We start from the raw sequence: 23826 nt of genomic DNA, 5'->3' as shown, positions 1-23826 counted from the left end.
TAATTAATCATAGGCAGGTTGAATTTTATGATAATTAATAAATTAGGAGATGAATTACTTAGCATAATTTATCCAAAACGGTGTCCCATATGTATGGATATTATACCTATTAATGAGGAAGAAAGAATTTGTGAGTCATGTGTAGAAGACCTTCCTTATATTATGGAACCCAGATGTAAAAAATGTAGCAAGCCCCTTAATAGTGAATTGGCTGAGCATTGTTTTGATTGCACTAAAAATGAACATGACTATACAAGAGGTTGGGCAGTGTGGTTATATGAAGGTAAGCTGAAAAAGGCTCTACAAAGATATAAAAACAACAATAATAAAAATTATGGTAGAATTTTCTCGAAAGAAGTAGTAACATTATATAAAAGGGAGATAGTCGAAGCACATGTTGATCTAATAATTCCTGTACCTCTGCACATAAAAAAACAGAGAAAAAGAGGTTATAACCAAGCTGAAATTATCGCCGCAAATATAGGAAAGTATTTAGATATACCTTGCAATACTAATTGTGTTTTAAGAACAATAAATACTAAGCCTCAAAAAAATCTTTCAGACAAAGAAAGAGTTAGCAATATGAAAAAAGCTTTTAAAGTTATTAAACCTGATGAAATAACAGGTAAGACAATATTGATTTGTGACGATATATATACTACAGGAAATACTATTGACAGTCTTGCAAAGGAATTATTGATTAATGGAGCAAAAGAAGTATTTTTTATTACAATTGCAATAGGAAAAGGATATTAAACGGAGGTGTTTTTATATGAATGTAAGAAATTGTGTGAAATGTGGGAAAATATTTAATTATATAACAGGTGTACCTATGTGCCCTGCATGTAAAAGCGATTTAGAGGATCAATTCCAGGTGACTAAGAAATACATTAGAGACAACCCTCACGCTAATATAGCTCAAGTGGCAGAAGAATGTGATGTTTCTATTAAACTCATACATCAATGGGTACGTGAGGAGAGACTTATATTTGCTGAAGGCTCAGCTATAGGTATTGAATGTGAGTTATGTGGTAAGACCATTAGAACAGGTAGATTCTGTGAACAATGTAAACATGATATCCAACATAATCTAGATGGTGCATATGATAAAAAGAGTGCCATACAAAAATTGAAAGACGATAAAGTTAAGAATAAGATGAGATATCTAAATAAAGATAACATGAGATAACATGTAACTAATTAAAAATACATAATGAATTAATATGAAGTAAAGGACTGCTTCATAATCCATTTTTGTTCTATTATCATTAATTGAAATTCCGGTTAATATTTATGATAAATATAAAAATAGATTATGAGACAGTCTGTTTTTATGTTTTTTCATTTTTTGGCTAAATATTATAATGATGATTGCCGATAAAATAATTGAAAACAACATATAATTAAAATATGTTAGAGAAATATAATGGAAGGACGGGTTCTATCATGAGAATAAATGGAATTAAAAATGTTAACAACGCTTACAAAGTTAACCAGACAGATAGAATATCCAAAGTATCAAAGGTCAAGAAAGAGAAAGACTCACTAGCTATATCAGATATCGCAAAAGAATTACAGATAGCTAAAAAAGCAGTTAAAAATGCACCTGATATTAGACAGGATAAAGTTAACGACATAAAGAAACGTATACAATCTGGTTCATACAACGTTAGTGCTAGAGAAGTAGCCGATAAAATAGTAGACAGCTATTTTGATAAAAGAGGTTAATAGAGTATAGAGTATTATTCTAACTGATAAGTGTTAGATGTTTAATATTTTGAAAGGATTGAGCACATTGGCTAGTTTAATAGAAGATTTGATAACAACTCTAGAAGAAGAAAAACAATGTTACAACAGATTACTAACAATAGGTGAAACAAAAACAGAATTTATTATAAAAGGTGATATCTCTTCTCTTAATGAATTGACTAAGGAAGAACAGCAAATGGCTTCACGTGTTCTTAGAATAGATAAGAAAAGAGAAGAAATAATTAATGATATCGCTATAGTAACTAACAAGAATCCTGATGAATTAACTATAAATAATTTAGCGGTTCTACTAGCCAAACAGGAAAAAGAACATACTCAGTTAAGCAGTCTTAAAGAGGATATTAAAGATGTAGTTGAAAATCTACAGATAATTAATGATAGAAATAAGATTTTATTAAAGGAATCACTTGATTATATTGATTTTACAATGAATGCTATTCAAAGTGAGAGTTCTATGACAAATAGCAACTATGAAGCCCAAGGTAATATATATAATTCGCAAGATGGTAGAAGATTCTTTGATGCTAAACAGTAATGGATAACTAAATAGATAAACATAGTTGAGTATTAAGAGGTATAAGCCTAGATTATTGATATGGTTTAGCTTATAACTCTTAATACTTAACTACGAAGGATAAAATAACAGTGAATGAACAGTAGAGGTGATAATGTGTCGTCAATAAGTAGTTTATCTAGAGCCATATCAGGATTACAAGCTAGTCAATATGGATTACAAGCAACTGCACATAATATGGCTAATGTTAATACACCAGGTTACGTTAGACAACAAGTCCTAATGAAAGATTCAACTTATATAAAAATAGGTAGCAATGGATATAGTAACCTAATGGTCGGTATGGGTACAGATGTACAGGCTTTACGTCAAGTTAGAGATATGTTTCTTGACGGAGCATTCAGAAATGAAGTAAGTAGGTACGGATATTATAATTCAGGTGCAGATGCTTTAGATGAGATACAAACAATTCTAGGAGAAACAGAAGGGGAAAGTATGGAAAAGATACTTGAAAAGTTCTGGAAATCCCTTAATGAACTCTCTAAGCATCCTGATGGGAAAGAAGCAAGAGGTACATTTGTTCAAAGTGCTGTTCTATTTGTAAATAAAGCTAATCTTATTATGGAACAATTAGATGAATATCAAATGAATCTTAATAAACAGGTTACTGACAAAGTAGATGAGATAAATAGATTAGGCGAAGAAATAAGTATGCTTAATGATAAAATCGTTAAATATGAAATAAATGGTGACAATGCTAACGATTATAGAGATGCAAGGAACAATGCTTTAGACAAATTAGCAAATATCATTGATATAACTTACAAAGAAGACAAGCTTGGAAATGTTATAGTTAAAGCTGAAGGTTTTGATTTTGTATCGGTGGGTAATGTGAACAAAATTGAGCTTGAACAAGCTGTACCTAACAGTCCTCTAGTATCTCCTATATGGAAAGCAACTGGTAAAAGAGTATTCAATTTAGATACAGAAATTTCACCAGAAAAAGAAAATGATAGGGGTTCTCTAAAAGGAATATTACTATCAAGAGGAACTAGACGAGCTAATTTTAAAGATACAGAGGATGAAAATAATTTCAATGATAATGTAAAGCCTTCTGTTATTATGAGGACTCAAGCTAAATTTGATTTATTTGTTCATCGTCTTGTAACCGTTGTTAATGATACTATAGCACCTACAACAAAGGATGGTCCTTTTGGGTTAGATGGTTCTAGGGATATAGAGATTTTTAAGAGAAAGCATATGGATAGGTATGATGGTAGTGGTTCATACATTGATGAAGTTAGTACAAATCCGAATTCATTATATTCAGCTGGTAATCTAGAAATCAACCCTGAAGTATTAAATGATTATGATAAAATATGTATTACTAGAGTTCAAGGTGAGGTTCAAAATAATGATGTTGTAGAAGAAATTAAAGCTAGATGGCAAGATCCATTTTTAAATGAATATCCTGGTTCTGATTCGAAATTAAATATAAATGAATATTATGTGAGCTTTGTTGGAGATATAGGTAATGTAGGAAAAGTTACCAAGACACAAATGCAGAATCAACAAATACTTATCGCACAGATAGATAATCAAAGAAGCATTCTTATGGGTGTATCATCTGATGAGGAATTAGGTAATATGATGAAATATCAGCATGCATATAATGCATCTGCAAGAGTTGTAACTGTAGTAGATCAGATGTTAGAACAAGTTATTAATAGATTAGGTCTTGTAGGAAGATAGGGGGAGTTAAATGCAATCGTCATTTTTTGGATTAAATGTGGCAACACAAGGTTTATTTACAGCAAGGACATGGTTAGATATAACTAATCATAATATTACTAATGCTCAAACTCCTGGTTACAGCAGGCAATTCGGTGTTCAATCAGCTTGCAGACCGTTACCTAACAATGGTATTGGAATGATGGGTACTGGTTCTGAAATATTAAAAATCAGTCAATACAGAAATAAGTACCTAGATACTAAGTTTTGGAGCAATTCCAGCCATCTTGGAGAGTATACGGTAAAAAATTCACAGACAAGCAGTATAGAAACAATTCTTAATGAGATAAAAGATACAGGTATATCAAAACAGTTTGATGATATGTTTGATTCATTGCAGAAATTATCTACAGATCCATCAAATGAATCTTATAAAATTAATTTTATTGATATGGCTAAGAGTTTTTCTAGATTTTTCAATGATATTGGAGACAAAATGAGGTCTTTCCAAAGAGAAGCAAATTTCTCAATAAAAACTAAGGTAGACCAGATTAATTATTGTGCTAACCAGTTAGCCACTCTTAACGAACAAATAGAAAATGTTGAGTTCTCAGGTGCAGAGGCAAATGACCTAAGAGATAAAAGAGCACTTATAGTAGATGAGTTATCACACATAATAAATGTTAAGGTGGATGAACGTGTAGATGTTAATGGTAAGAAGACTTTCTCAGTTTTAGCCAACGGACAAAAGCTTGTTGAAGGAACTAAGGTAAATCTATTAGAAACTAAATCAAGAGAACATCTTAATAACCCAGAAGATGAACCAGGATTATACGATATATACTGGGCAAATGGGAATAAATTCGATATGACAGACCCTGAGCTTGAAGGTGAGTTAAAAGGGTATATTGATATGAGAGATGGGAATAATGGTAATAATTTTAAAGGTGTAATAAATTCATTAACTGCAGCTAGTAATATTATTACAGTCAGTAATGTTAATAGAGCTGATTTACCAGATAAAGGCGAAATTAAAATTGATGGTGTAGTATATAAGTATGACAGTTTTACATATGATAAAGGAAATAATGAGGTGACTTTTACATTAGCTTCAAATGCACCAGCAGGAGCTAAAAATGTTAGTATGGGAGAAGATCTCAAATACAAAGGAATCTCATACTATACGGAAAGATTAAATAACTTTGTAAGGACTGTTGCTGAGAAATTCAATGAAATACATAGAGGTGGTAATAATGGTACTGGTGGTCCATTATTTACTTTCAAAGATTACAATCCTGGAGATGTTGTTGATTATAGTAAAATGACTATTGATAATTTCCAATTCTCCTCAGAAATAGCATCGGACATAGATAAGTTATTAACAAGTTCCGATCCAACTTCAGGTGAAAGTGATAACGATATTATTAAAAGAATGCTCGACTTAAAACATGATAATGATATGTTCAAAACCGGTGAACCAGGTAACTATATTCAAGCCTTGATAGGGGAGTTAGGAATAGATAAAAGTCAAGCAGCCAGTTTTGAAAAAGGTCAAGTCGATCTTAACTTGATGATTAATAATCAGAGATTATCATACTCTGGCGTTGACCTCAATGAAGAAACAACTAATATTATTAAGTTTCAACAAGCTTATGTTATATCAGCACAAATGATACGGGTATTTGATGAGATATATGATGTAACAATCAATAGAATGGGAGCTAACTAATTATAAGTGGTTTAATAAAAAAGTGTGATTATGATATAGATAAGGAAGGTGTAATCTAAATGCGAATAACGAATAATATGGTAGCAAATAATATACTTTTAAGTCTTAATAGAAGTAAATATGCTTATAGTATTTATGAAACACAATTAGCTACAGGTAAAAAGATTCAAAAGCCCTCTGATGACCCAATAGTTGCAGTTAGAGCATTGAAGTTCAGAACTAGCGTTAGAGAGGTAGAACAGTACAAATCAAATGCCAAGGATGCAATATCTTGGATGACAGTTACCGAAAATTCTATCTCCAATATTATTGAAATCGTAAAAAAAGCTAGGGATTTATCTGTACAAGCTTCTAATGATCCTCTAGGTATTGGAGAAAGAGAAAGTATTATTACTTCATTGAAGCAGCTAAAAGACCAACTTGCTAATGAGGGAAATGTAGATTACGCTGGTAGACATGTTTTTACTGGGTATAAGACGGATCAGCCTTTGACGTTTACTGAAGCAGTGAGTGGTAAAAATTATAAAATAAAAGAAAAATTTAATAGTGATGATGTTGAAACCATTGAAAAGATAATAGATGATACTCCTAATCCAAGAGTAATTAATGTGGATAGGATAAGGTTGGGGTATTCAAATATAAAAGATGGTGTTACTACTAATATAGGATCATTAAATGTAGTTACTATGGATTCTAATACAACTAATGCTTATGAACCAGCAGAGGGAACAGTAAATTTTCTAAAAGATACAGGAGAATTAATATTTAATTCTAAGGATAAAGCCGATGGGGATATATCTGGAAGTATAGAATTTGAATACAACAAAGATGAGTTTGAAAAAAATGATATTAACCCAATACATTATTTTGAATGTACTGATTATAATAATGTTGATTATAAAAATCAAAGAGACAATATCAGTTACCAAGTAAGCTATAATCAAAGTGTTCCAATTAATTCCTTGGGAAAAGATTTAGTCACTGTTGACCTAATGAGAGATTTAGAAGAGATGATAAATGAAGTTGGTAAAGTATCAAAAGATGGTTCTAAATATGATGATTTATTAAAAGATAGTCTAGGAGATAAGTTTAATCAGTTGATAGGTAAGATTGATAAACATAAAAATGGTCTGCTTAAACAAGAAGCTGATTTAGGTACTAGAATTAATCGAATGGATTTAACAATTAATCGTTTGGAAGATGATAAAGTTAACTTTACTGATTTGATGTCTCAAAATGAAGATATTGATGTTGCAGAAGTAATTATGAAAATGAAATCTCAGGAAATGGTTTATAACGCAGCATTAATGTCATCAACTAAGATAATACAGACTACTTTGTTAGACTTTATTAGGTAGATAATTGTAAGATAAATATTTTAATATACACTATAGACGCATGAAGATATGCGTCTATAGTATTATCAAGTGGAATATAATACCAAGATAATTTATATTTTATATCTTTATATGTTAAATAATGAATGATATAATAATATTATGGTATATTTTGTATGAATTACTTATTTATTCCTAGATAAAAAGTTTCATGTTATAAATAAACTCATAAGGGGTGGTAGAATGCTAGTTGATACAAAGCATTTTGGTAAAATAGAAGTTGATAAGGAACACATTAATACGTTTGATGAAGGAATATTTGGATTTACTGAATATCACAAATTCACTATTATACACGAGAATGACATTTTTTGTTGGTTACAGTCAATAGAAGATAAGGATATAGTTTTGCCAATGATATGCACACCATTGGTATTTCCAGATTATGCTCCAGAAGTTAATGATGAAATGATTTTACGCATTGGAGACTTGAAAGAGGAAGATTTACTTTTATATACTATAATTGTAGTTCCAACAGATATTGAAAAGATGACTACTAATTTAAAAGCACCAATCATCATTAACACTAAGACTAAAAAAGGTATTCAAGTTATACTAGATAGCGATAAATACGAAATTAAGCATAATCTATATGAACCCTTAAAACAATTAAAGCAAAAGGTGGGTGAATGATATGCTAGCATTATCTAGGAAAAAGGGTGAAGGTATTATTATTAGGGATGATATTGAGTTAGTTGTTCTTGAGGTTTTTAAAGATGGTGTAAGGATTGGAATAAAAGCACCTAAAAATGTATCTGTACATAGAAAAGAGATTTATTTGCAAATTCAGGAAGAGAATAAAAAGGCGATGGAAACTTCAAATGATGCAACAGATATTCTAAAGAAAATGTTTGAGTGATATATTAACAATAACCTACAAGTTTATATAATAATTCTATAAAAATATGTATAAAAGTATAAAGTTGTTTAAAATATTACCGATATATTAAATGAGACTATAAAAAGTCATTTAAGTTGGGCCCAGACTTTTTATAAAAATTAATAAAATGACAAAGGAAGGTCATGTAAAATTCAAGGAGGAATTAACTATGATTATTAATCACAATATGTTAGCTATGAATACTCATAGACAAATGGGAGCAATAGGAACAAACCAAGCAAAATCAACAGAAAAATTGTCATCAGGTATGAGAATTAACCGTGCTGGTGATGATGCAGCTGGTCTTGCAATCTCAGAAAAAATGAGAGGACAAATCAGAGGATTAAATCAAGCTTCAAGAAATGCTCAAGACGGTATTTCATTGATTCAAACTGCTGAAGGAGCTTTAACTGAAACTCATGCTATGTTACAAAGAATGAGAGAGTTAGTTGTTCAAGGAGCTAACGATACAAACTCTGATGAAGAAAGAGATAATATTCAAGCTGAATTAGATCAGTTATCTACAGAAATTACTCAAATAACTACAAAAACTGAATTTAACAAGAAAAAGTTATTAAATGGTAGTTATGCAACAACTGCAATAACACTTCAAGTAGGAGCTAATAATGCACAATTCATAGGGTTTAATATTGCTACAATGAATGCAGATTCATTAGGTGTAACTTCTGCAAGTATTGGACAAGTTGTTGGTACAGCTACTCTAGCTTCGGATATTAGTGCATTAACTAATACTATAGATACAGCTCTTAAAAAAGTTTCAACTGAGAGATCAAAATTAGGTGCTGTACAAAATAGATTAGAGCATACTATCAAAAATGTAGATAATACATCTGAGAACCTTCAAGCTGCGGAATCAAGAGTAAGAGACGTAGATATGGCTAAGGAAATGATGAATTTTACAAAACAAAATATCTTAATGCAAGCAGCACAATCTATGTTAGCACAAGCTAATCAGAATCCACAAGGTGTTCTTCAATTATTAAGATAATTATATAAGAGATAAATATATAAAAAATAAATGACAAAGGAAGGTCATTTCTAAATTCAAGGAGGTAATATTATGATTATTAACCACAATATGTTAGCTATGAACACTCATAGACAAATGGGAGCAATAGGAACAAACCAAGCAAAATCAACAGAAAAATTATCATCAGGTATGAGAATTAATCGTGCTGGAGATGATGCAGCAGGTCTAGCAATCTCAGAAAAAATGAGAGGACAAATTAGAGGACTTAATCAAGCATCAAGAAATGCACAAGATGGTATTTCATTAATTCAAACTGCTGAAGGAGCACTTACAGAGACTCACGCAATGCTACAAAGAATGAGAGAGTTAGTTGTTCAAGCTGCTAATGATACAAACTCTGGTGAAGAACGACAAAATATTAAAGATGAGTTAAGTCAATTAACAACAGAAATAACAGAAATTACTAATAAAACAGAATTTAATAAGAAGAAGTTATTAGATGGTAGTTTTGCAACAACAGCAATAACACTACAAGTTGGAGCTAATGATGCACAGTTTATTGGATTTAATGTAGCTGCTATGAGTGCAGGAGCTATAGGTGTTGATAATATTGCAACTTCAGTTTCAAATGCAACAACAGCAACAGCAATTAGTGGATTAACAACCACTATAGATACAGCTCTTCAAAAAGTTTCAACTGAAAGATCAAAGTTAGGTGCTGTACAAAATAGATTAGAACATACTATTAAAAATGTAGATAATACATCAGAAAATCTTCAAGCTGCAGAGTCAAGAGTAAGAGACGTAGATATGGCTAAAGAAATGATGAATTTTACAAAACAAAATATCTTAATGCAAGCAGCACAATCAATGTTAGCACAAGCTAATCAAAATCCACAAGGTGTTCTTCAATTATTAAGATAGTACAATAGTACTAAAATTTTTATTATTAAAGTAGTCAGGGGATAATTCCACTGGCTATTTTAATAGCTAATAATTATTCTAGAAGGTTTATATTTAGAGGAGGCTAATTATAGTGAAAATAAGTCTTTGTATGATAGTTAAAAACGAAGAAGAAAATATAATTAATTGTTTAGATTGTGCTATGAAGGTTGTTGATGAAGCTATAGTGGTTGATACTGGTTCTGCTGATAAAACAGTTGAGTTATTAGATAAGTATTCTAATGAAAATACATGTGTTAAGATAATACATCATAAGTGGGAAAATAGCTTTAGTAAAGCTAGAAATTTATCTATGAAATATGCTTCAGGTGATTGGATTATTATATTAGATGCTGATGAGAGACTGTTTGCTGACAGAATTGAATTAGAAGGTATAATTAATAATACCATAGAACAAGCATTTATAATTCCTATATATAATTTAATGAATAATGATAATATAGAAGTTACGTCTGTTATGATTAGATTATTTAAAAATAATAAACCACATTATACTGGAGCTATACATGAACAGTTACATATTAATGATAAAAATTATGCCGGTAAAGTTATAGATGGTAAAATATGTAAGATATACCATTATGGCTATTATAAGTCAATTTATAATAGAAAAGATAAAGAAAAAAGAAATATGGATATTATAAAAAAACAAATAAAGATAGAACCTAATAATCCTTTTCATTGGTATAACAAAGGGGTTATGGAGATGATAAGTGGGAACTTTGATACAGCTGTTGACGATTTTCTAAAGAGTAATGAATTAACTAATAAGAAAAGATATAGTTTTCATGATAACTTGGTATTAGAATTAATAAAGTGTATGATGGCACTTGAAAATTATAACCAGATTATAAATCTTGTAAATGAAGTATCTAAGGATATATACATAGGAAAAATACCTGATATATACTATTACTGTGGTATAGCCTATGGTAAGATAGATGAACATGATTTAGCAATTGAATATTTTGATAAAGCAATTAATATTGGTGAATATGAAAAAGGTGTATCAAGATATGGAACAGGCAGTTTTCTTCCTAAGATTCAATGGAGTAAAGTGCTATTACTACAAAATAAAAAAAATGAATCAATTGATAAGCTGAAAGAGGCTGTTTTAGATAATAGAAATATACATAATGTTGGGATAGAAGAATTATTTGTATTGTTAAAAGAAGAAAAGAGAGATTACGAAATAGAGAAATTGGAGCAGATTATTAATAACAAAAATTCAGATGGTTCATATTTGGGTAGTGAGTTTTTTAGAAATAAAGATAATGTTAAAAATAATATAACTACTTTAGTAGAAGACGGTAAATTAGAAGCGGCTAAAGAATTAATTCTAGAATATGAAAAGATAGTTAATTATGATATAGATGTCTATTCCATTAAAGGTGTCATAGCTATAATGGAAGGAAAAATGGAAGATGCAGAGAGAATATTAAAAGAAGGACTTTCCAAAGATGAAAATTATTTCGATTTATTATATAATTTAGGGTATTTATACCAATACAATAAACAGAATGAATTGGCAATAGAGTATTATAAAAAATCATTGAATAGTACAAATGATGAAATGAGTATAGATAAAATTAATGATATTTTAAATAGTATAGAAATCAACTAAAAGTTATCTATAAATAATAGGCAATACTTCGTGAAGTCAATGGAACCGACATAAGGAGGAATATCATGAAAACAGTAATTTTAGCAGGGGGTTTTGGAACGAGAATAAGCGAAGAAAGTCACTTGAAACCTAAACCAATGATTGAGATAGGAGAGAGACCAATTCTTTGGCACATTATGAAGATTTATAGTCATTATGGGTACAATGATTTTATTATTTGTTTAGGCTACAAAGGATATTTAATTAAAGAATTTTTTGCGGATTATTATTTACATACATCAGATATAACATTTGATTTCAAAAATGAAAATAAGATGACTATACATAATAATGTATCAGAACCATGGAAAGTTACGTTGGTTGATACTGGACTTCATACCATGACAGGTGGTAGAATAAAAAGAATTAAAAAATATGTTGGAAATGAACGATTCATGCTTACTTATGGGGATGGAGTTTCTGATATAAATATTAACGAGCTTGAAAAATACCATGATAAATCAAATGGATATCTTACAATGACAGCTATACAACCTGGGGGAAGATTTGGTGTACTTGATATTAATGATACAACAAATGGTATAAATAAATTTGTGGAAAAATCTAAGGAAGATGGTGGATGGATTAACGGTGGATTTATGGTTGTAGAGCCAGAAGTGTTTAATTATATAGAAGGAGATGAAACAATTTTTGAAAGAAGACCATTAGAGGATTTAGCAAAAAAAGGTAAACTTAATGCTTATAAACATTATGGTTTTTGGCAATGTATGGATACGCAGAGGGATAAAGGGTTATTAGAGAAATCATGGAGAGAAAATAGTGCAAAATGGAAGATTTGGAGTTAGTAAATATAATTAAATAGATACATTTAAGTTTATTTAGGAGGATATATATATGAATATTTTTAATAAACCATTGTTTATTTTTGAGATTGCCAACAATCATCAAGGTGATGTAGCCCATGGATTAAAAATTATTAAAAGTATAAAACAAGTTTGCAATAAATATGAACAATATTTTAATTTTGGTTTTAAATTTCAATATAGAGATTTAGATACCTTTATTCATTCTTCATATTCTAATAGAGAAGATTTAAAAAACGTAAAAAGATTTAAGGATACTAGATTAAATAAAGAACAATTTAAATTATTATTAGATGAAGTAGAACAACAAGGATTTTATACTATATGTACACCTTTTGACGAAGAATCAGTTGAATTAATAAAACAACATAAATATAAAATTATTAAAATAGCAAGTTGCTCTTTCAAAGATTGGCCTTTATTAGAACGAATAGCAAATGCCAATAGACCTGTGATTGCTTCAACTGCTGGTGTTGATATAAAGGATATTGAAAGAGTTGTTCAATTCTTTAAACATAGAAATATTGAAATTGCTTTAATGCATTGTGTTGCAGAATATCCAACAGAAAGTGATAATTTACAATTAAATCAGATTGATTTGCTTAAATATAAATTTAAAGATAATGTTATAGGATTTTCTACTCATGAGGATCCAACAGATATTGATCCGATTAAGGTCGCAGTAGGAAAAGGAGCAGAGATTTTTGAAAAACATGTAGGTATTGAATGTGGTGAATTAAAGCTAAACAAATATTCAGCTACTCCTGACCAAGTAAGAGAATGGTTGGAGAGTGCGTTAAAAGCTTATAAAATGTGTGGGATTCAGGGAAAAAGATATACTTTTAGGGAGAAAGAAAAAGATTCACTATTATCACTTAAGCGAGGTGCGTTTGTTAAAAGAAAATATGAAAAAGGTGAAAAAATAAACACACAAGATGTATATTTTGCTTTTCCAAGTATTGATAAGCAAGTATTGGTGGATGATTTTTCTAAATATAATGAATTTCAAGTCACAACAAATTTTATAGATAATGATCAACCTATCATGATAAACGATGTAATAAAAATAAATAAACAGAACATAATTATAGAAAATGTCAATAAAATAATAAGAATTTTAAAAAAAAGTGGAGTAATTATTCCTCTAAATAGTACATGTGAGATATCACATCATTATGGAGTTGATCAATTTGAAAGAGTAGGTGTAGCAATTATCAATTGTATTAATAGAGAATATTGTAAGAAAGTATTAGTATCATTACCTAACCAAGAGCATCCAGAACATTATCATAAAATGAAAGAAGAAACATTTAATGTTCTATATGGTGAATTAATTTGCAATCTCAATAATAAAGAATATGTAATAATGCCAGGACAATCTATTGTAATTGAACGTGGTGTTAAACATAGTTTTAGCTCCCAAAATGGGTGTGTCTTTGAAGAAATTTCTACAACACATTTTATTAATGATTCTTATTATACGTCAAATGGTTTTGTTAATCCTAGAAAAACTACTGTATACATAACTAAAGAAATGCTTAATTAAAGGAGTATTATTATGATAAAATTATCAGAGTATGTTGTAAGTTTTTTAGAAGAATTAGGAGTTAAACACCTATTTATGATATCGGGTGGTGGATGTATGCATTTAGTAGATTCTATAGGTAGATCTAACAAAATAGATTATATATGCAATTTAAATGAACAAGCAGTTTCTATTGCAGTAGAAGCTTATGGGCAATATACTAATCATATTGGAGTAGGATTAGTAACTACGGGTCCAGGAGGTACTAATGCGATTACAGGTATAGCTGCAGCTTATGTAGACTCTACACCATGTCTTATTATATCAGGACAAGTTAAGAGACAAGACTTAGGTAAAAAATACGGTGTTCGACAGATGGGATTTCAAGAGATTAATATTACTTCTATTGTAAATCCTATTACAAAATATGCGGTTACTGTTGATGATCCCAAAATGATTAAATATCATTTAGAAAAAGCTATTTATCTTGCTAAGGAAGGTAGACCTGGTCCAGTTTGGATTGATATACCATTAGATATACAAGCCAGTATGATTGATGAAAGTGCTTTAATAGAATATAAACCTAAGGCTAAAATACACGATGATAAACTCACATCTAATAAATTAGATAAACTAGTAACTTTATTAAACGATTCTAAGAGACCATGTATTTTGGCAGGTAACGGAATAAGATTAGCTAATGCAGAACAGGAGTTTTTAAAATTAGTTAATTTATTAAATATACCTGTATTAACAACATGGAAGGCAATTGATTTTTTTGATGAAAATGATACTAATTATTATGGGAGACCTGGTGCTATTGGGCAAAGAGCAGCAAATTTTATTCAACAGAATTGTGATTTACTGGTAGTCATAGGAGCTAGATTAGATCTTGGGCAAACAGCTTATAATCATAAAAATTTTGCTAAAGCTGCAAAAAAAGTTATGATTGATATAGATAGTAATGAAATAAATAAAATGAACATGCAGCTAGAGATAAAACTAGTAAGTGATGCTAAGATATTTATTAAAGAATTATTGTCAAATGTAAGTAAGATTAAGGATGTAGATAGAAAAGAATGGCTAAAATATTGTAATTTAATAAAACATAAATATCCAGTTATACTAGATCAATATTGGAATCAAAAAGAATATGTTAATCCTTACTGTTTTATAGAAGTGTTAAGTACATTACTAAATGAAAAAGATATAATTGTTCCAGGTAGTTCAGGAAGTTGTAGTGAAATAACAATGCAAGCTTTTAAAATAAAAAAAGGACAAAGATTATTCAATAATGAGGGATTTGGTGCAATGGGATTTGGACTTCCAGCTAGTATAGCGGCATGTATTGCTAGTAATAAAAAAAGGACTATTTGTATTAATGGTGATGGAGGTTTCCAATTTAATATTCAAGAGATAGAAACTCTACGAAGGCATAATTTGCCTTTAAAAATATTTATTTTCAATAATGATGGTTATGCTGCTATTACAAATATGCAAAGAAATTATTTTGATAGCTTTTATGTTGGAAGTGAGAAAAATAGTGAGGTCTCATTACCAGATATATGTAAAGTAGCCGATGCTTATAATATAAGAAATGTAAGAATCAATGACAATTCAGAGCTAGAAGAAAAAGTTGCTGAAGTATTAAATATTGAAGGACCAGTTATATGTGATTTAATGATAAATCCTTTACAACAGACTATGCCAAGAGTAAAATCGGTTAAATTACCAAATGGTTCTATGATTACAAAGCCAATGGAAGATTTATGGCCATTTTTAGAAGAAGAAGAATTTACAAATAATATGTTATGTGATTAGGAGCTAATAGGATGATTAATAATATAATTTTTGACTTTGATGGCACATTAGTAGATACAAGTGAAGGAATAATAAAATCAATGCATTATGCATTTGATAAATTAAATATTCCTAGGGTTACTGATCAAGAAATTAGAGGAGTAATAGGACCGCCACTTCCAAGAATGCTAGAAATATTGTTGAAAACAAATGATGATGAATTAGTATTAAAGTGTACTAATTATTTTAGAGAAAGATATTCTAATGATGGTTTGAGAGAATTAGAAATGTATCCGGGGGTTAGTGAAACACTTATAAACCTTTATGAGGAAGATATTAATTTATATATAGTTACTTCAAAACCACATATGTTTGTAATTGATATAACAGAAAAATTACAGATGATAAATTATTTTAAAGATATATCTGGAATAATGATTAATGGTAAAGATTTAAATAAAGCAAATAGGATAGAAAGATTGGTTAATAAACATGAATTAATTAAAGAAGAGACTATAATGGTAGGAGATAGATGTGAAGATATTATTGCAGCAAAACATAACGATATTAAATGTATAGGTGTTAATTATGGATATGGGAAGAATAAAGATTTGTTAGAAGAGGGAGCTTGTTTAACAATTAATAGTCTTAAAGATATACTTAATTATATAAGAGTATCTAATTAAACATTGAAAGGAGTATAAATTTTTATATGAAAAGTAGCGAAAAGATCTACTCCAATAAATTACTTACGCTTTTAACTAAAACTAGTAATTTCAAAAAATATGAATTTGATAAAGAACCATTTATTTTATATGGTGCTGGCTTATTAGGTGAAAAAACATTGGAAGGATTAACCACTTTGGGTATTAAGCCATTAGCTATTGGAGATAGTAGTCCTAGCCAAAGTAGATTATTTAAGAAAGGTATTGATGTATTAAGTATAAATCAATTAATAGAATCATATGGTAATGATGTTCTAGTAGTCTTATCTATATGGAGCGCTTCTTATGGTGAGAAAGCACGTGTTAAAACTATTATAAATAATTTAAATAACTTAGGTTTTAAAAATGTCGTTGACATAACAAAATTATATAATCAGTATCCAAGTGTATTTTTACCTCATTATTGTTTAGATATACCTAGCAAAATTATTGATGAAAAAGATAAAATTTTAAAAGCATATGATTTATTTAAAGACATAAAATCTGAAAAAGAATACTATAATCAAATAAAATGGAGACTCTACCATAATAACTGGGATGAATTTATAAAAGTTGACTATCCTCAGTATTTTGAGCACGATATATATAAATTAAAAGATGATGATATAATATATGATTGTGGAGCTTATGATGGGGATACCATTAAACAGATTATTAAAGAAAGCAAAAATCGTTTTAAAAAGATAATAGCATTCGAGCCAGACCCCAATAATTATAAAAAGATTATTAGATTTGTTAATTCAAAAAATGATGAATTTAAGAGAAGAGTAAATGTTTTTGAATGTGCAGTTGGAGATAAGGATGGTGCTTTGTTATTCCAATCCAATAATGATGAAAGTTCATTAATAGTGAAAGAAGGTAACTGTAAAGTAAGAAGTATAACAATAAATGATTTTATTAAGACAAAAAAATACAATCCACCTACAATAATTAAGATGGATATTGAAGGATTTGAATTTAAAGCTCTATTGGGTGCTAAGGAAGTTATTAAAAATTTTAAACCTATATTAGCAATTAGTGTATATCATAATCAGAGTGACTTATGGGAAATACCTTTATTAATTTATTCTATAAATAAAGAATATAGGTTTTATTTAAGGCAATATACTGGAGACTGTTGGGACACTGTTTTATATGCTATACCTGAGAATAGGGTATTAAAAAGTTTATGTAATATTATATAATTGGAGAGTTATATTATGAATCATATTATATTAAAAGATATGGAATATATTATTAAATATATAGATGTTGAAATGTTTAAAGGAAATACATTTTTAATAACAGGAGCAAATGGACTGTTAGGAAGATATATGGTTGAATTATTAATGTACATAAATAATAATATTTTGGATAAAGATTACTGTAAAATATTTGCATTATCAAGGAATGAAATAGATTTAAAAAAGAAATTTAGCAGATATATTGATAAAAAATACTTTGAAATAATTGTACAAAATGTTGAAGATAATATTTATATAGATGATAAAATTGATTATATTATTCACGCTGCTAGTCAAGCTAATACAGAAAGTTTTAAAATTGATCCAGTTGGAACATTAAGTGCTAATACTATAGGTACATATAATTTGTTGAATTTCGCTAAAAGAAAAAAAATTAAAAGCTTTTTGTTTTTAAGTAGTGGAGCTGTCTATGGAGATATTAGTTGTGCTATTGAACCAGTAAAAGAAAATCATTATTATTCATTGAATCCATTAAATATTAATAGTTGCTATGCTGAAGGAAAAAAAATGGGAGAAAATATGTGTTATTGTTTTTACAAACAATTTAGTATACCATCAAAAATAGTTAGAATAGGTCATACTTATGGACCAGGAATAAATTTATACGATGGTCGAGTGTTCTCAGATTTTGTAAGAAATATAATAAATGACGAGAATTTAATTATTAGGAGTAGCGGAAAAGCTAAAAGACCATTTTGTTATATTGCTGATGCGATTGTTGCTTTTTACCTAGTTTTATTTAAAGGTAATTCTGGTGAAGCATACAATGTTGTAAATAACAATTGTTATGTATCAATTAATGAATTAGCAGATATTTTAGTCAATAAAGTATTTAAGGAGAAAAAACTGAAAATTATTGGTAAGGAGGAGGATATAAATCGAGCTACTAATAAAAGTAATTTAGGTCTAACAGTACTAGATAGTAATAAAATTAATAAATTAGGATGGATTCCCAAAATAAGTATAGATGAAGGATTTAAAAGAACGGTAGAAAGTTTTTATAATAATTATAGGAAGTGATTAAATGTTGCAAGAAATAATAGAAGATTATAATAATGGAAAATTAGACAAAAAACAATATAGTCAAAGGTTATTTAAGATGCACGAAATATTAATAGATTATACAAAATTATTACAGTCAAGTATAGTCCAAAATATAATTATTGGTAAAGAAGAAGTAATTATTACGATAAATAACTATAATCATGAGTTAAAGATGAAATTAAATGAAACAGATGCTGGTGCAGTTATAGTTAGTATCTTAAATAATGGAAACTATGAACAAGAAGAACTAGAAATGTCATTAAAAATAATAAATATGCTTGAAGATAATAGTATTATATTTGATGTTGGAGCAAATTTAGGATGGTATACAATCAATATCTTGAAAAATATAAAAAATAGTATGGTATATTCATTTGAACCTATTAACAAAACTTGTAACCAATTAAAAAGAAATTTAGAACTTAATGGTCTAATGACGCAAAATATATATAATTTAGGATTTTATAATGATGATAAAGTATTAGAATTTTTTTATAATAAGATTGAATCAGGAGCCTCTTCTATTATAGATCTAAGACAAAATGAATTGACAGAAAAAGTTAAATGTAAGGTAAAAAAAATGGATACATTCATAACTGATAATAATATTAATAAATTAGATTTCATTAAATGTGATGTTGAAGGTTCTGAACTGTTTGTATATCAAGGAGGTCTAGATGCTATTACAAGATTTAAACCTGTTATTTTTTCTGAAATGTTAAGAAAGTGGTCTGCTAAATTTGGATATCACCCTAATAAAATAATAGATTTTTTTAGCAATATAGATTATAGATGTTTTGTAATAAATAATAAACAATTAAAACAAATAAAAACTATTAATGAAAATACAATAGAAACAAATTATTTCTTCTTACATCAAAATAAACATAGTAATATAATCAAACAATTAGCGTATTAGATATTAATAAAGGAGAATGATATCATGTCTAATGAATTAAAACCTTTTTCGGTAAAGTATAAAAAGAATAGGACTGTTTTAAAGGATGTCTTACCTTTGGAAAAACCATTTTGTATATCAATCGAACCATCAAATTTATGTAATTTTAAATGTGTTATGTGTCATCATAGTTCTGAGAATTATAAGAAAAAGGCTGGTCCTTTATTGAATATGAGTAATTTATGTTTTAATAAAATTGTAGAAGACCTTAAACAATGGGGAAATTCAAAATTAAAGGTTATAAAATTGTATTCAATGGGTGAACCTTTATTAAATAAAAATATATGTAAAATGGTCAAAAAACTTAAAGAAGAAAATTTAAGTGAAGTTATAGAAATTACTACTAATGGAAGTTTGTTAAATAAACAAATGTCTGAAGAATTGATTCAATATGGATTAGATTATTTAAGGATTTCTATTTATTCTGTTATAAAAGAAAAGAATGAACACATTACAGGATCAAATATAACACCATCAACTATAAGACATAATGTTTGTGAATTGAAACAGATTAGAGATAAGCTTAAATCTGTTAAACCTTTTATACAAGCTAAAATTATTGATACATATAATGATGAAGAAAATAAAATATTTATAGAAAATTATCAAGACATTGTAGATGAGGTTTTTATAGATAAACCAATGAATTCAAATTTTGGTGAAGATGTTTTAAAAAACTTGTATGGTGAAAATAGTCTAGAAGTCAATAAAAATATTCATGAGTTATACTATTATAAAAGATACAAAGCATGTAGATATCCTTTTGATCATTTAACTGTAAAAAGTAATGGAGATGTAGTTGTATGCTGTGCAGATTGGTTAAGAGCAACAAAGATAGGTAATGTAATGGAAAATACATTAGAAGAAATATGGAATGGCAAGAAACTATATGAATTTAGAAAAATGCAATTAGAAAATAAAAGATACTTAAATAAAAGCTGTAAAAATTGTGAAATACCTTTAAGAGATCAACCAGAAGATGATTTAACGGGAGTTTCTATTAATAAATTTAAATAAAAAAATAGTAGATTTTTATAATATATATTTAAAGGAGATTCAATATGAGATATGCTAATCTAGACCATTTCAGAGGAAATGTTTATACTTTTAAAAAGGGTATTAAATCTGAAAGAGTTATTAACATTGGAGATTATATGCAAATATTAGCTGTAGATAATTTATATAGACATATGGGAATAAATGAAGAAGAGATCATAAGAATTGAATATTATGATTTGGAAAGTTATGATGGGGAATATGTAATTTTACCTTTGAATTTTATATTATTTAATTCTGATTACGGAAAAAGACAGTTAAGATTTTCGCCAAAAATTATACCTGTGTTTATTGGTATAAGCTGTATTAGTCTTAATTTTTCACAAGAAGAGTTAAACTATTTGAGACAATATGCTCCTATTGGATGTAGAGATGAATACACATTAAATTTGTTTAGGCAAGTAAACATTCCAGCATATTTAAATGGTTGTTTAACAGCAACATTTCCTAAAAGAGAATTCGATCCTAAAAAAATGAATAAAGTATTTTTAGTAGATATTCCTAAAAGTTTATATAACTACATACCTACAGATTTATTAAATAATGTAGAATATCTAACTCATCAATATTATGGAAATATAGATAATTCTATCGAAGGAATGAAAATAGATGAATTTACTAAAAATAGATTAAATAAGTATAAAGAGGAAGCCGCTTTAGTTGTAACTTCACGACTTCATTGTGCGTCCCCATGTATGGCTATGGGTATACCAGTAATTTTCGTTAAAGATAAATTTAGTTACACTTTTTCATGGATAGAAAAGTTGATTGATTTTAAATCTGAACAAGAATATGAAGAAATAAATTGGAATCCTGCTTCAATAAATTATGAAGATATGAAAAAATGTATTCTAGAAACTTCAGCTAAACGTATTAAAGAAACATATAATAAATATAATGAATTATACATGATAAGTAGTTTTTATGAAAATAGAGATAAAAAAGAATACGTACTTTTTTATACTGAAAATATAAAAAAACATGCAGATAAATATTGGAATAAGAAAGAAAACATAAAATATGCATTCTGGGGTGTAACACAAATTACTGATTTAGTTTATGATTATATTTTAAAGAATTTTCCTAATGCACAGTTAGTAGCAATTTTTGATAAATATAGAGATATTAATTTTCATGGTTTGATATCAGAAAGATTAGACCAAATAGATAATTATAATGAGGTATGCATTATTGCTACAGGTAATTCATCTTGTATTGAGGCTAGAGAGTTATTTAAGAATTCAAGAAATCAAAAATATTATTGCCTGTGTTTTGGAAATAAATATAAAATAATATAATAAACAATTATATAAGGAGTTGCCATGATAAAAAATAAAATAATAATTTCTAAAATACTTGAAATTGTTGATACATTAATTGAAGCGTCTGAATATCTAAATAAAGTATATATTGAACACAATTATTTTGAGTTTGAAATAATTTTAAAAGATATTTTTAATTCATTAAATGCTATATATGATGAAATATTGATGTTGAAAAATAGCGAAAATGTATATAAGATGGATGTTATGTGTGAAAATATTATTTGTTCTTTCAATAGATTGAAATTATTATATACATCAAAATCGCTTAGAATGAGTGAAAAAATAGAATTTGAAGTTATACCTCTATTGATAGATATGAAGCTAAAACTCTATTTTTTTAGTTTTATTTATCCAAATAAAACTAAAATGATTGAGTATTATTCTAATGAAATGATTAATATGTGTTCAAATGAATTTATTGATAGGTCTGAGGAGATGCAATCATATAAGTATGATATTTCTATAATTATTACTGGATACAATAAATTAGATTATACAAAATTATGTATAGATAGTTTGTTAAAAAATATTCCTAAAGGTCTAAGCTATGAATTGATTCTTGTAAATCATGGATCGTCAGATGGTACAAAAGAATATTTTGAATCAATTAGTCCGACAAAACAACTTGATATTTGTAAAAATGGTGTTGGATTAAGTGCAGTTTATAGAATTGTAGAAGGAAAATATGTTTTATCAGTAAGTAATGATGTATTAATAGCTAACAATACAATACAAAACATGATTGCATGTATGGAAAGTGATAATAGTATTGCATGGGTAGTTCCAAGTACACCTAACATTAGCAATCTACAACAAATATACTCAGATTATAAATCAATTGACGAAATGTATACTTTTGCATTACAAAATAATAGAAAAGATAAATTTAGATGGGAGCAAAGAGCAAAGCTATGTAATCCTATAGATTTAAAAAGAAGTAAAGTTTTTTTTTCTAAGGATGGTATAGGTTGGGGAGGATATTTGCACACATTTAAAAATATGTCATTTCCTGATGATAAGTTATCATTTTTATTAAGGCGTAATGGGTATAAAATGATGTTGGCAAAAGATGCATATTGTTATCATTTTGGAAGTATAACTTTGAAAAATGATATATCAAAATATGTAGATGATAATGGTAATAAGGGATTTAATTCCTATTATTTAGATGGAAGAAGGGAGTTCCTTGAAATTTTTGGAATAGATCCATGGGGAGTTGGATTTTGTTGGGAACCAGATTTATTTAAATATTTACCTTGTAATGAAAATAACGATTTAAATGTTTTAGGTATTAATTGCGGAATCGGAAGTAATCCACTTAAAGTAAAAGAAAGTATTAAAGAAAATGTACATAATTTAAAAGTTAAAATTTATAATATAACTGATGAAGATTGTTATATTCAGGATTTGAGGGGTGTATCTGATATAGCAGAATGTGTACCTTCTATTGAAGATTTAAATAGCTTTTTTAGTAATGAAAAATTTAAGTATATTATAATAGAAAGTAAATTTGAAACATATGAAAATCCTTTAAAAATTTTAGGTAAGTTAAAAAATAACATTGTTGAAGATGGAATATTAGCGATTAAAATACAACAGAAAGAATTAAAAGATGTAATAAAATTAAAATTTAATAATGTAATAGAATCAGGACAATGGATGATTTTAAAAAGCTTTTAAGGAGCGA

At 28.0% G+C, this 23826-nt stretch carries 22 protein-coding genes; all 22 read left to right on the top strand.

Annotated features, from left to right (window positions below; translation table 11 throughout):
• Positions 1-27: 27 nt before the first annotated feature.
• The 22 genes from HYG85_RS08755 to HYG85_RS08650 all read left to right on the top strand — a co-directional run bounded on the left by HYG85_RS08755 (position 28) and on the right by HYG85_RS08650 (position 23819).
• Positions 28-756 carry a ComF family protein gene (locus tag HYG85_RS08755; RefSeq protein ID WP_212693138.1) on the top strand — a complete coding sequence of 243 codons (729 nt, stop codon included), beginning with the start codon at positions 28-30 and terminating at the stop codon, positions 754-756.
• Between the two features lie 16 nt (positions 757-772).
• Positions 773-1189 (top strand): flagellar protein, encoded by a 417-nt coding sequence (locus HYG85_RS08750; RefSeq protein WP_113672580.1) that lies wholly within the window; start codon positions 773-775, stop codon positions 1187-1189.
• Between the two features lie 257 nt (positions 1190-1446).
• Positions 1447-1728 (top strand): flagellar biosynthesis anti-sigma factor FlgM, encoded by a 282-nt coding sequence (flgM, locus tag HYG85_RS08745; RefSeq protein ID WP_113672579.1) that lies wholly within the window; start codon positions 1447-1449, stop codon positions 1726-1728.
• Positions 1729-1795: 67 nt separating this feature from the next.
• On the top strand, positions 1796-2305 hold the full coding sequence (locus HYG85_RS08740; protein WP_193774459.1) for a flagellar protein FlgN: 510 nt from the start codon (positions 1796-1798) through the stop codon (positions 2303-2305).
• 114 nt (positions 2306-2419) lie between these two features.
• Positions 2420-4036 carry a flagellar hook-associated protein FlgK gene (flgK, locus tag HYG85_RS08735; protein WP_212693137.1) on the top strand — a complete coding sequence of 539 codons (1617 nt, stop codon included), beginning with the start codon at positions 2420-2422 and terminating at the stop codon, positions 4034-4036.
• A 10-nt stretch (positions 4037-4046) separates the two neighbouring features.
• Positions 4047-5744: a flagellar hook-associated protein FlgK gene (gene flgK, locus HYG85_RS08730; RefSeq protein WP_212693136.1), complete on the top strand. Its 1698-nt coding sequence runs from the start codon at positions 4047-4049 to the stop codon at positions 5742-5744.
• A gap of 59 nt (positions 5745-5803) precedes the next feature.
• Positions 5804-7102, top strand: coding sequence for a flagellar hook-associated protein FlgL (gene flgL, locus HYG85_RS08725; protein WP_212693135.1), 1299 nt, complete (start codon positions 5804-5806; stop codon positions 7100-7102).
• 222 nt (positions 7103-7324) lie between these two features.
• Complete coding sequence (fliW, locus tag HYG85_RS08720) at positions 7325-7774, top strand: flagellar assembly protein FliW (protein WP_212693134.1); 450 nt, start codon at positions 7325-7327, stop codon at positions 7772-7774.
• Between the two features lies 1 nt (position 7775).
• A complete protein-coding gene (gene csrA, locus HYG85_RS08715) occupies positions 7776-8000 on the top strand; it encodes a carbon storage regulator CsrA (protein ID WP_212693133.1) in 225 nt (74 codons plus the stop codon).
• A gap of 190 nt (positions 8001-8190) precedes the next feature.
• Positions 8191-9030, top strand: coding sequence for a flagellin N-terminal helical domain-containing protein (locus HYG85_RS08710; RefSeq protein ID WP_212693132.1), 840 nt, complete (start codon positions 8191-8193; stop codon positions 9028-9030).
• A gap of 72 nt (positions 9031-9102) precedes the next feature.
• On the top strand, positions 9103-9936 hold the full coding sequence (locus HYG85_RS08705) for a flagellin N-terminal helical domain-containing protein (RefSeq protein ID WP_212693131.1): 834 nt from the start codon (positions 9103-9105) through the stop codon (positions 9934-9936).
• Positions 9937-10048: 112 nt separating this feature from the next.
• A complete protein-coding gene (locus HYG85_RS08700; RefSeq protein WP_212693130.1) occupies positions 10049-11599 on the top strand; it encodes a tetratricopeptide repeat-containing glycosyltransferase family 2 protein in 1551 nt (516 codons plus the stop codon).
• A 65-nt stretch (positions 11600-11664) separates the two neighbouring features.
• A complete protein-coding gene (gene rfbF, locus HYG85_RS08695; protein ID WP_212693129.1) occupies positions 11665-12444 on the top strand; it encodes a glucose-1-phosphate cytidylyltransferase in 780 nt (259 codons plus the stop codon).
• A gap of 49 nt (positions 12445-12493) precedes the next feature.
• Entirely contained in the window at positions 12494-14008 is a 1515-nt protein-coding gene (locus tag HYG85_RS08690) for an N-acetylneuraminate synthase family protein (protein ID WP_212693128.1), read from the top strand.
• Positions 14009-14020: 12 nt separating this feature from the next.
• Positions 14021-15808 (top strand): thiamine pyrophosphate-binding protein, encoded by a 1788-nt coding sequence (locus tag HYG85_RS08685; RefSeq protein ID WP_212693127.1) that lies wholly within the window; start codon positions 14021-14023, stop codon positions 15806-15808.
• A gap of 11 nt (positions 15809-15819) precedes the next feature.
• Positions 15820-16473, top strand: a complete 654-nt coding sequence (locus HYG85_RS08680) for an HAD hydrolase-like protein (protein WP_212693126.1) — start codon at positions 15820-15822, stop codon at positions 16471-16473.
• A gap of 26 nt (positions 16474-16499) precedes the next feature.
• Positions 16500-17696 (top strand): FkbM family methyltransferase, encoded by a 1197-nt coding sequence (locus HYG85_RS08675; RefSeq protein ID WP_212693125.1) that lies wholly within the window; start codon positions 16500-16502, stop codon positions 17694-17696.
• Positions 17697-17711: 15 nt separating this feature from the next.
• Entirely contained in the window at positions 17712-18776 is a 1065-nt protein-coding gene (locus tag HYG85_RS08670) for an NAD-dependent epimerase/dehydratase family protein (RefSeq protein ID WP_212693124.1), read from the top strand.
• Between the two features lie 4 nt (positions 18777-18780).
• Positions 18781-19719, top strand: coding sequence for an FkbM family methyltransferase (locus HYG85_RS08665; protein ID WP_212693123.1), 939 nt, complete (start codon positions 18781-18783; stop codon positions 19717-19719).
• A 24-nt stretch (positions 19720-19743) separates the two neighbouring features.
• Complete coding sequence (locus HYG85_RS08660; RefSeq protein WP_212693122.1) at positions 19744-20775, top strand: radical SAM/SPASM domain-containing protein; 1032 nt, start codon at positions 19744-19746, stop codon at positions 20773-20775.
• Between the two features lie 44 nt (positions 20776-20819).
• Entirely contained in the window at positions 20820-22112 is a 1293-nt protein-coding gene (locus HYG85_RS08655) for a polysaccharide pyruvyl transferase family protein (RefSeq protein WP_212693121.1), read from the top strand.
• 24 nt (positions 22113-22136) lie between these two features.
• Positions 22137-23819, top strand: coding sequence for a glycosyltransferase family 2 protein (locus HYG85_RS08650; protein ID WP_212693120.1), 1683 nt, complete (start codon positions 22137-22139; stop codon positions 23817-23819).
• The last annotated feature ends 7 nt before the right edge of the window (positions 23820-23826 follow it).

The sequence above is a fragment of the Vallitalea guaymasensis genome (assembly GCF_018141425.1).
Taxonomy (GTDB): domain Bacteria; phylum Bacillota; class Clostridia; order Lachnospirales; family Vallitaleaceae; genus Vallitalea; species Vallitalea guaymasensis.
Note: the sequence above shows the minus strand (reverse complement) of the source record. Positions and strands in the feature narration are given on the sequence as shown.

What these genes read in the sequence shown, in the direction of transcription:
- HYG85_RS08755 (WP_212693138.1), top strand. Translation starts at nt 28, where the DNA reads ATGATAATTAATAAATTAGGAGATGAATTACTTAGCATAATTTATCCA.
- HYG85_RS08750 (WP_113672580.1), top strand. Translation starts at nt 773, where the DNA reads ATGAATGTAAGAAATTGTGTGAAATGTGGGAAAATATTTAATTATATA.
- flgM (WP_113672579.1), top strand. Translation starts at nt 1,447, where the DNA reads ATGAGAATAAATGGAATTAAAAATGTTAACAACGCTTACAAAGTTAAC.
- flgK (WP_212693137.1), top strand. Translation starts at nt 2,420, where the DNA reads ATGAACAGTAGAGGTGATAATGTGTCGTCAATAAGTAGTTTATCTAGA.
- flgK (WP_212693136.1), top strand. Translation starts at nt 4,047, where the DNA reads ATGCAATCGTCATTTTTTGGATTAAATGTGGCAACACAAGGTTTATTT.
- flgL (WP_212693135.1), top strand. Translation starts at nt 5,804, where the DNA reads ATGCGAATAACGAATAATATGGTAGCAAATAATATACTTTTAAGTCTT.
- fliW (WP_212693134.1), top strand. Translation starts at nt 7,325, where the DNA reads ATGCTAGTTGATACAAAGCATTTTGGTAAAATAGAAGTTGATAAGGAA.
- csrA (WP_212693133.1), top strand. Translation starts at nt 7,776, where the DNA reads ATGCTAGCATTATCTAGGAAAAAGGGTGAAGGTATTATTATTAGGGAT.
- HYG85_RS08710 (WP_212693132.1), top strand. Translation starts at nt 8,191, where the DNA reads ATGATTATTAATCACAATATGTTAGCTATGAATACTCATAGACAAATG.
- HYG85_RS08705 (WP_212693131.1), top strand. Translation starts at nt 9,103, where the DNA reads ATGATTATTAACCACAATATGTTAGCTATGAACACTCATAGACAAATG.
- rfbF (WP_212693129.1), top strand. Translation starts at nt 11,665, where the DNA reads ATGAAAACAGTAATTTTAGCAGGGGGTTTTGGAACGAGAATAAGCGAA.
- HYG85_RS08690 (WP_212693128.1), top strand. Translation starts at nt 12,494, where the DNA reads ATGAATATTTTTAATAAACCATTGTTTATTTTTGAGATTGCCAACAAT.
- HYG85_RS08685 (WP_212693127.1), top strand. Translation starts at nt 14,021, where the DNA reads ATGATAAAATTATCAGAGTATGTTGTAAGTTTTTTAGAAGAATTAGGA.
- HYG85_RS08680 (WP_212693126.1), top strand. Translation starts at nt 15,820, where the DNA reads ATGATTAATAATATAATTTTTGACTTTGATGGCACATTAGTAGATACA.
- HYG85_RS08675 (WP_212693125.1), top strand. Translation starts at nt 16,500, where the DNA reads ATGAAAAGTAGCGAAAAGATCTACTCCAATAAATTACTTACGCTTTTA.
- HYG85_RS08670 (WP_212693124.1), top strand. Translation starts at nt 17,712, where the DNA reads ATGAATCATATTATATTAAAAGATATGGAATATATTATTAAATATATA.
- HYG85_RS08665 (WP_212693123.1), top strand. Translation starts at nt 18,781, where the DNA reads ATGTTGCAAGAAATAATAGAAGATTATAATAATGGAAAATTAGACAAA.
- HYG85_RS08660 (WP_212693122.1), top strand. Translation starts at nt 19,744, where the DNA reads ATGTCTAATGAATTAAAACCTTTTTCGGTAAAGTATAAAAAGAATAGG.
- HYG85_RS08655 (WP_212693121.1), top strand. Translation starts at nt 20,820, where the DNA reads ATGAGATATGCTAATCTAGACCATTTCAGAGGAAATGTTTATACTTTT.
- HYG85_RS08650 (WP_212693120.1), top strand. Translation starts at nt 22,137, where the DNA reads ATGATAAAAAATAAAATAATAATTTCTAAAATACTTGAAATTGTTGAT.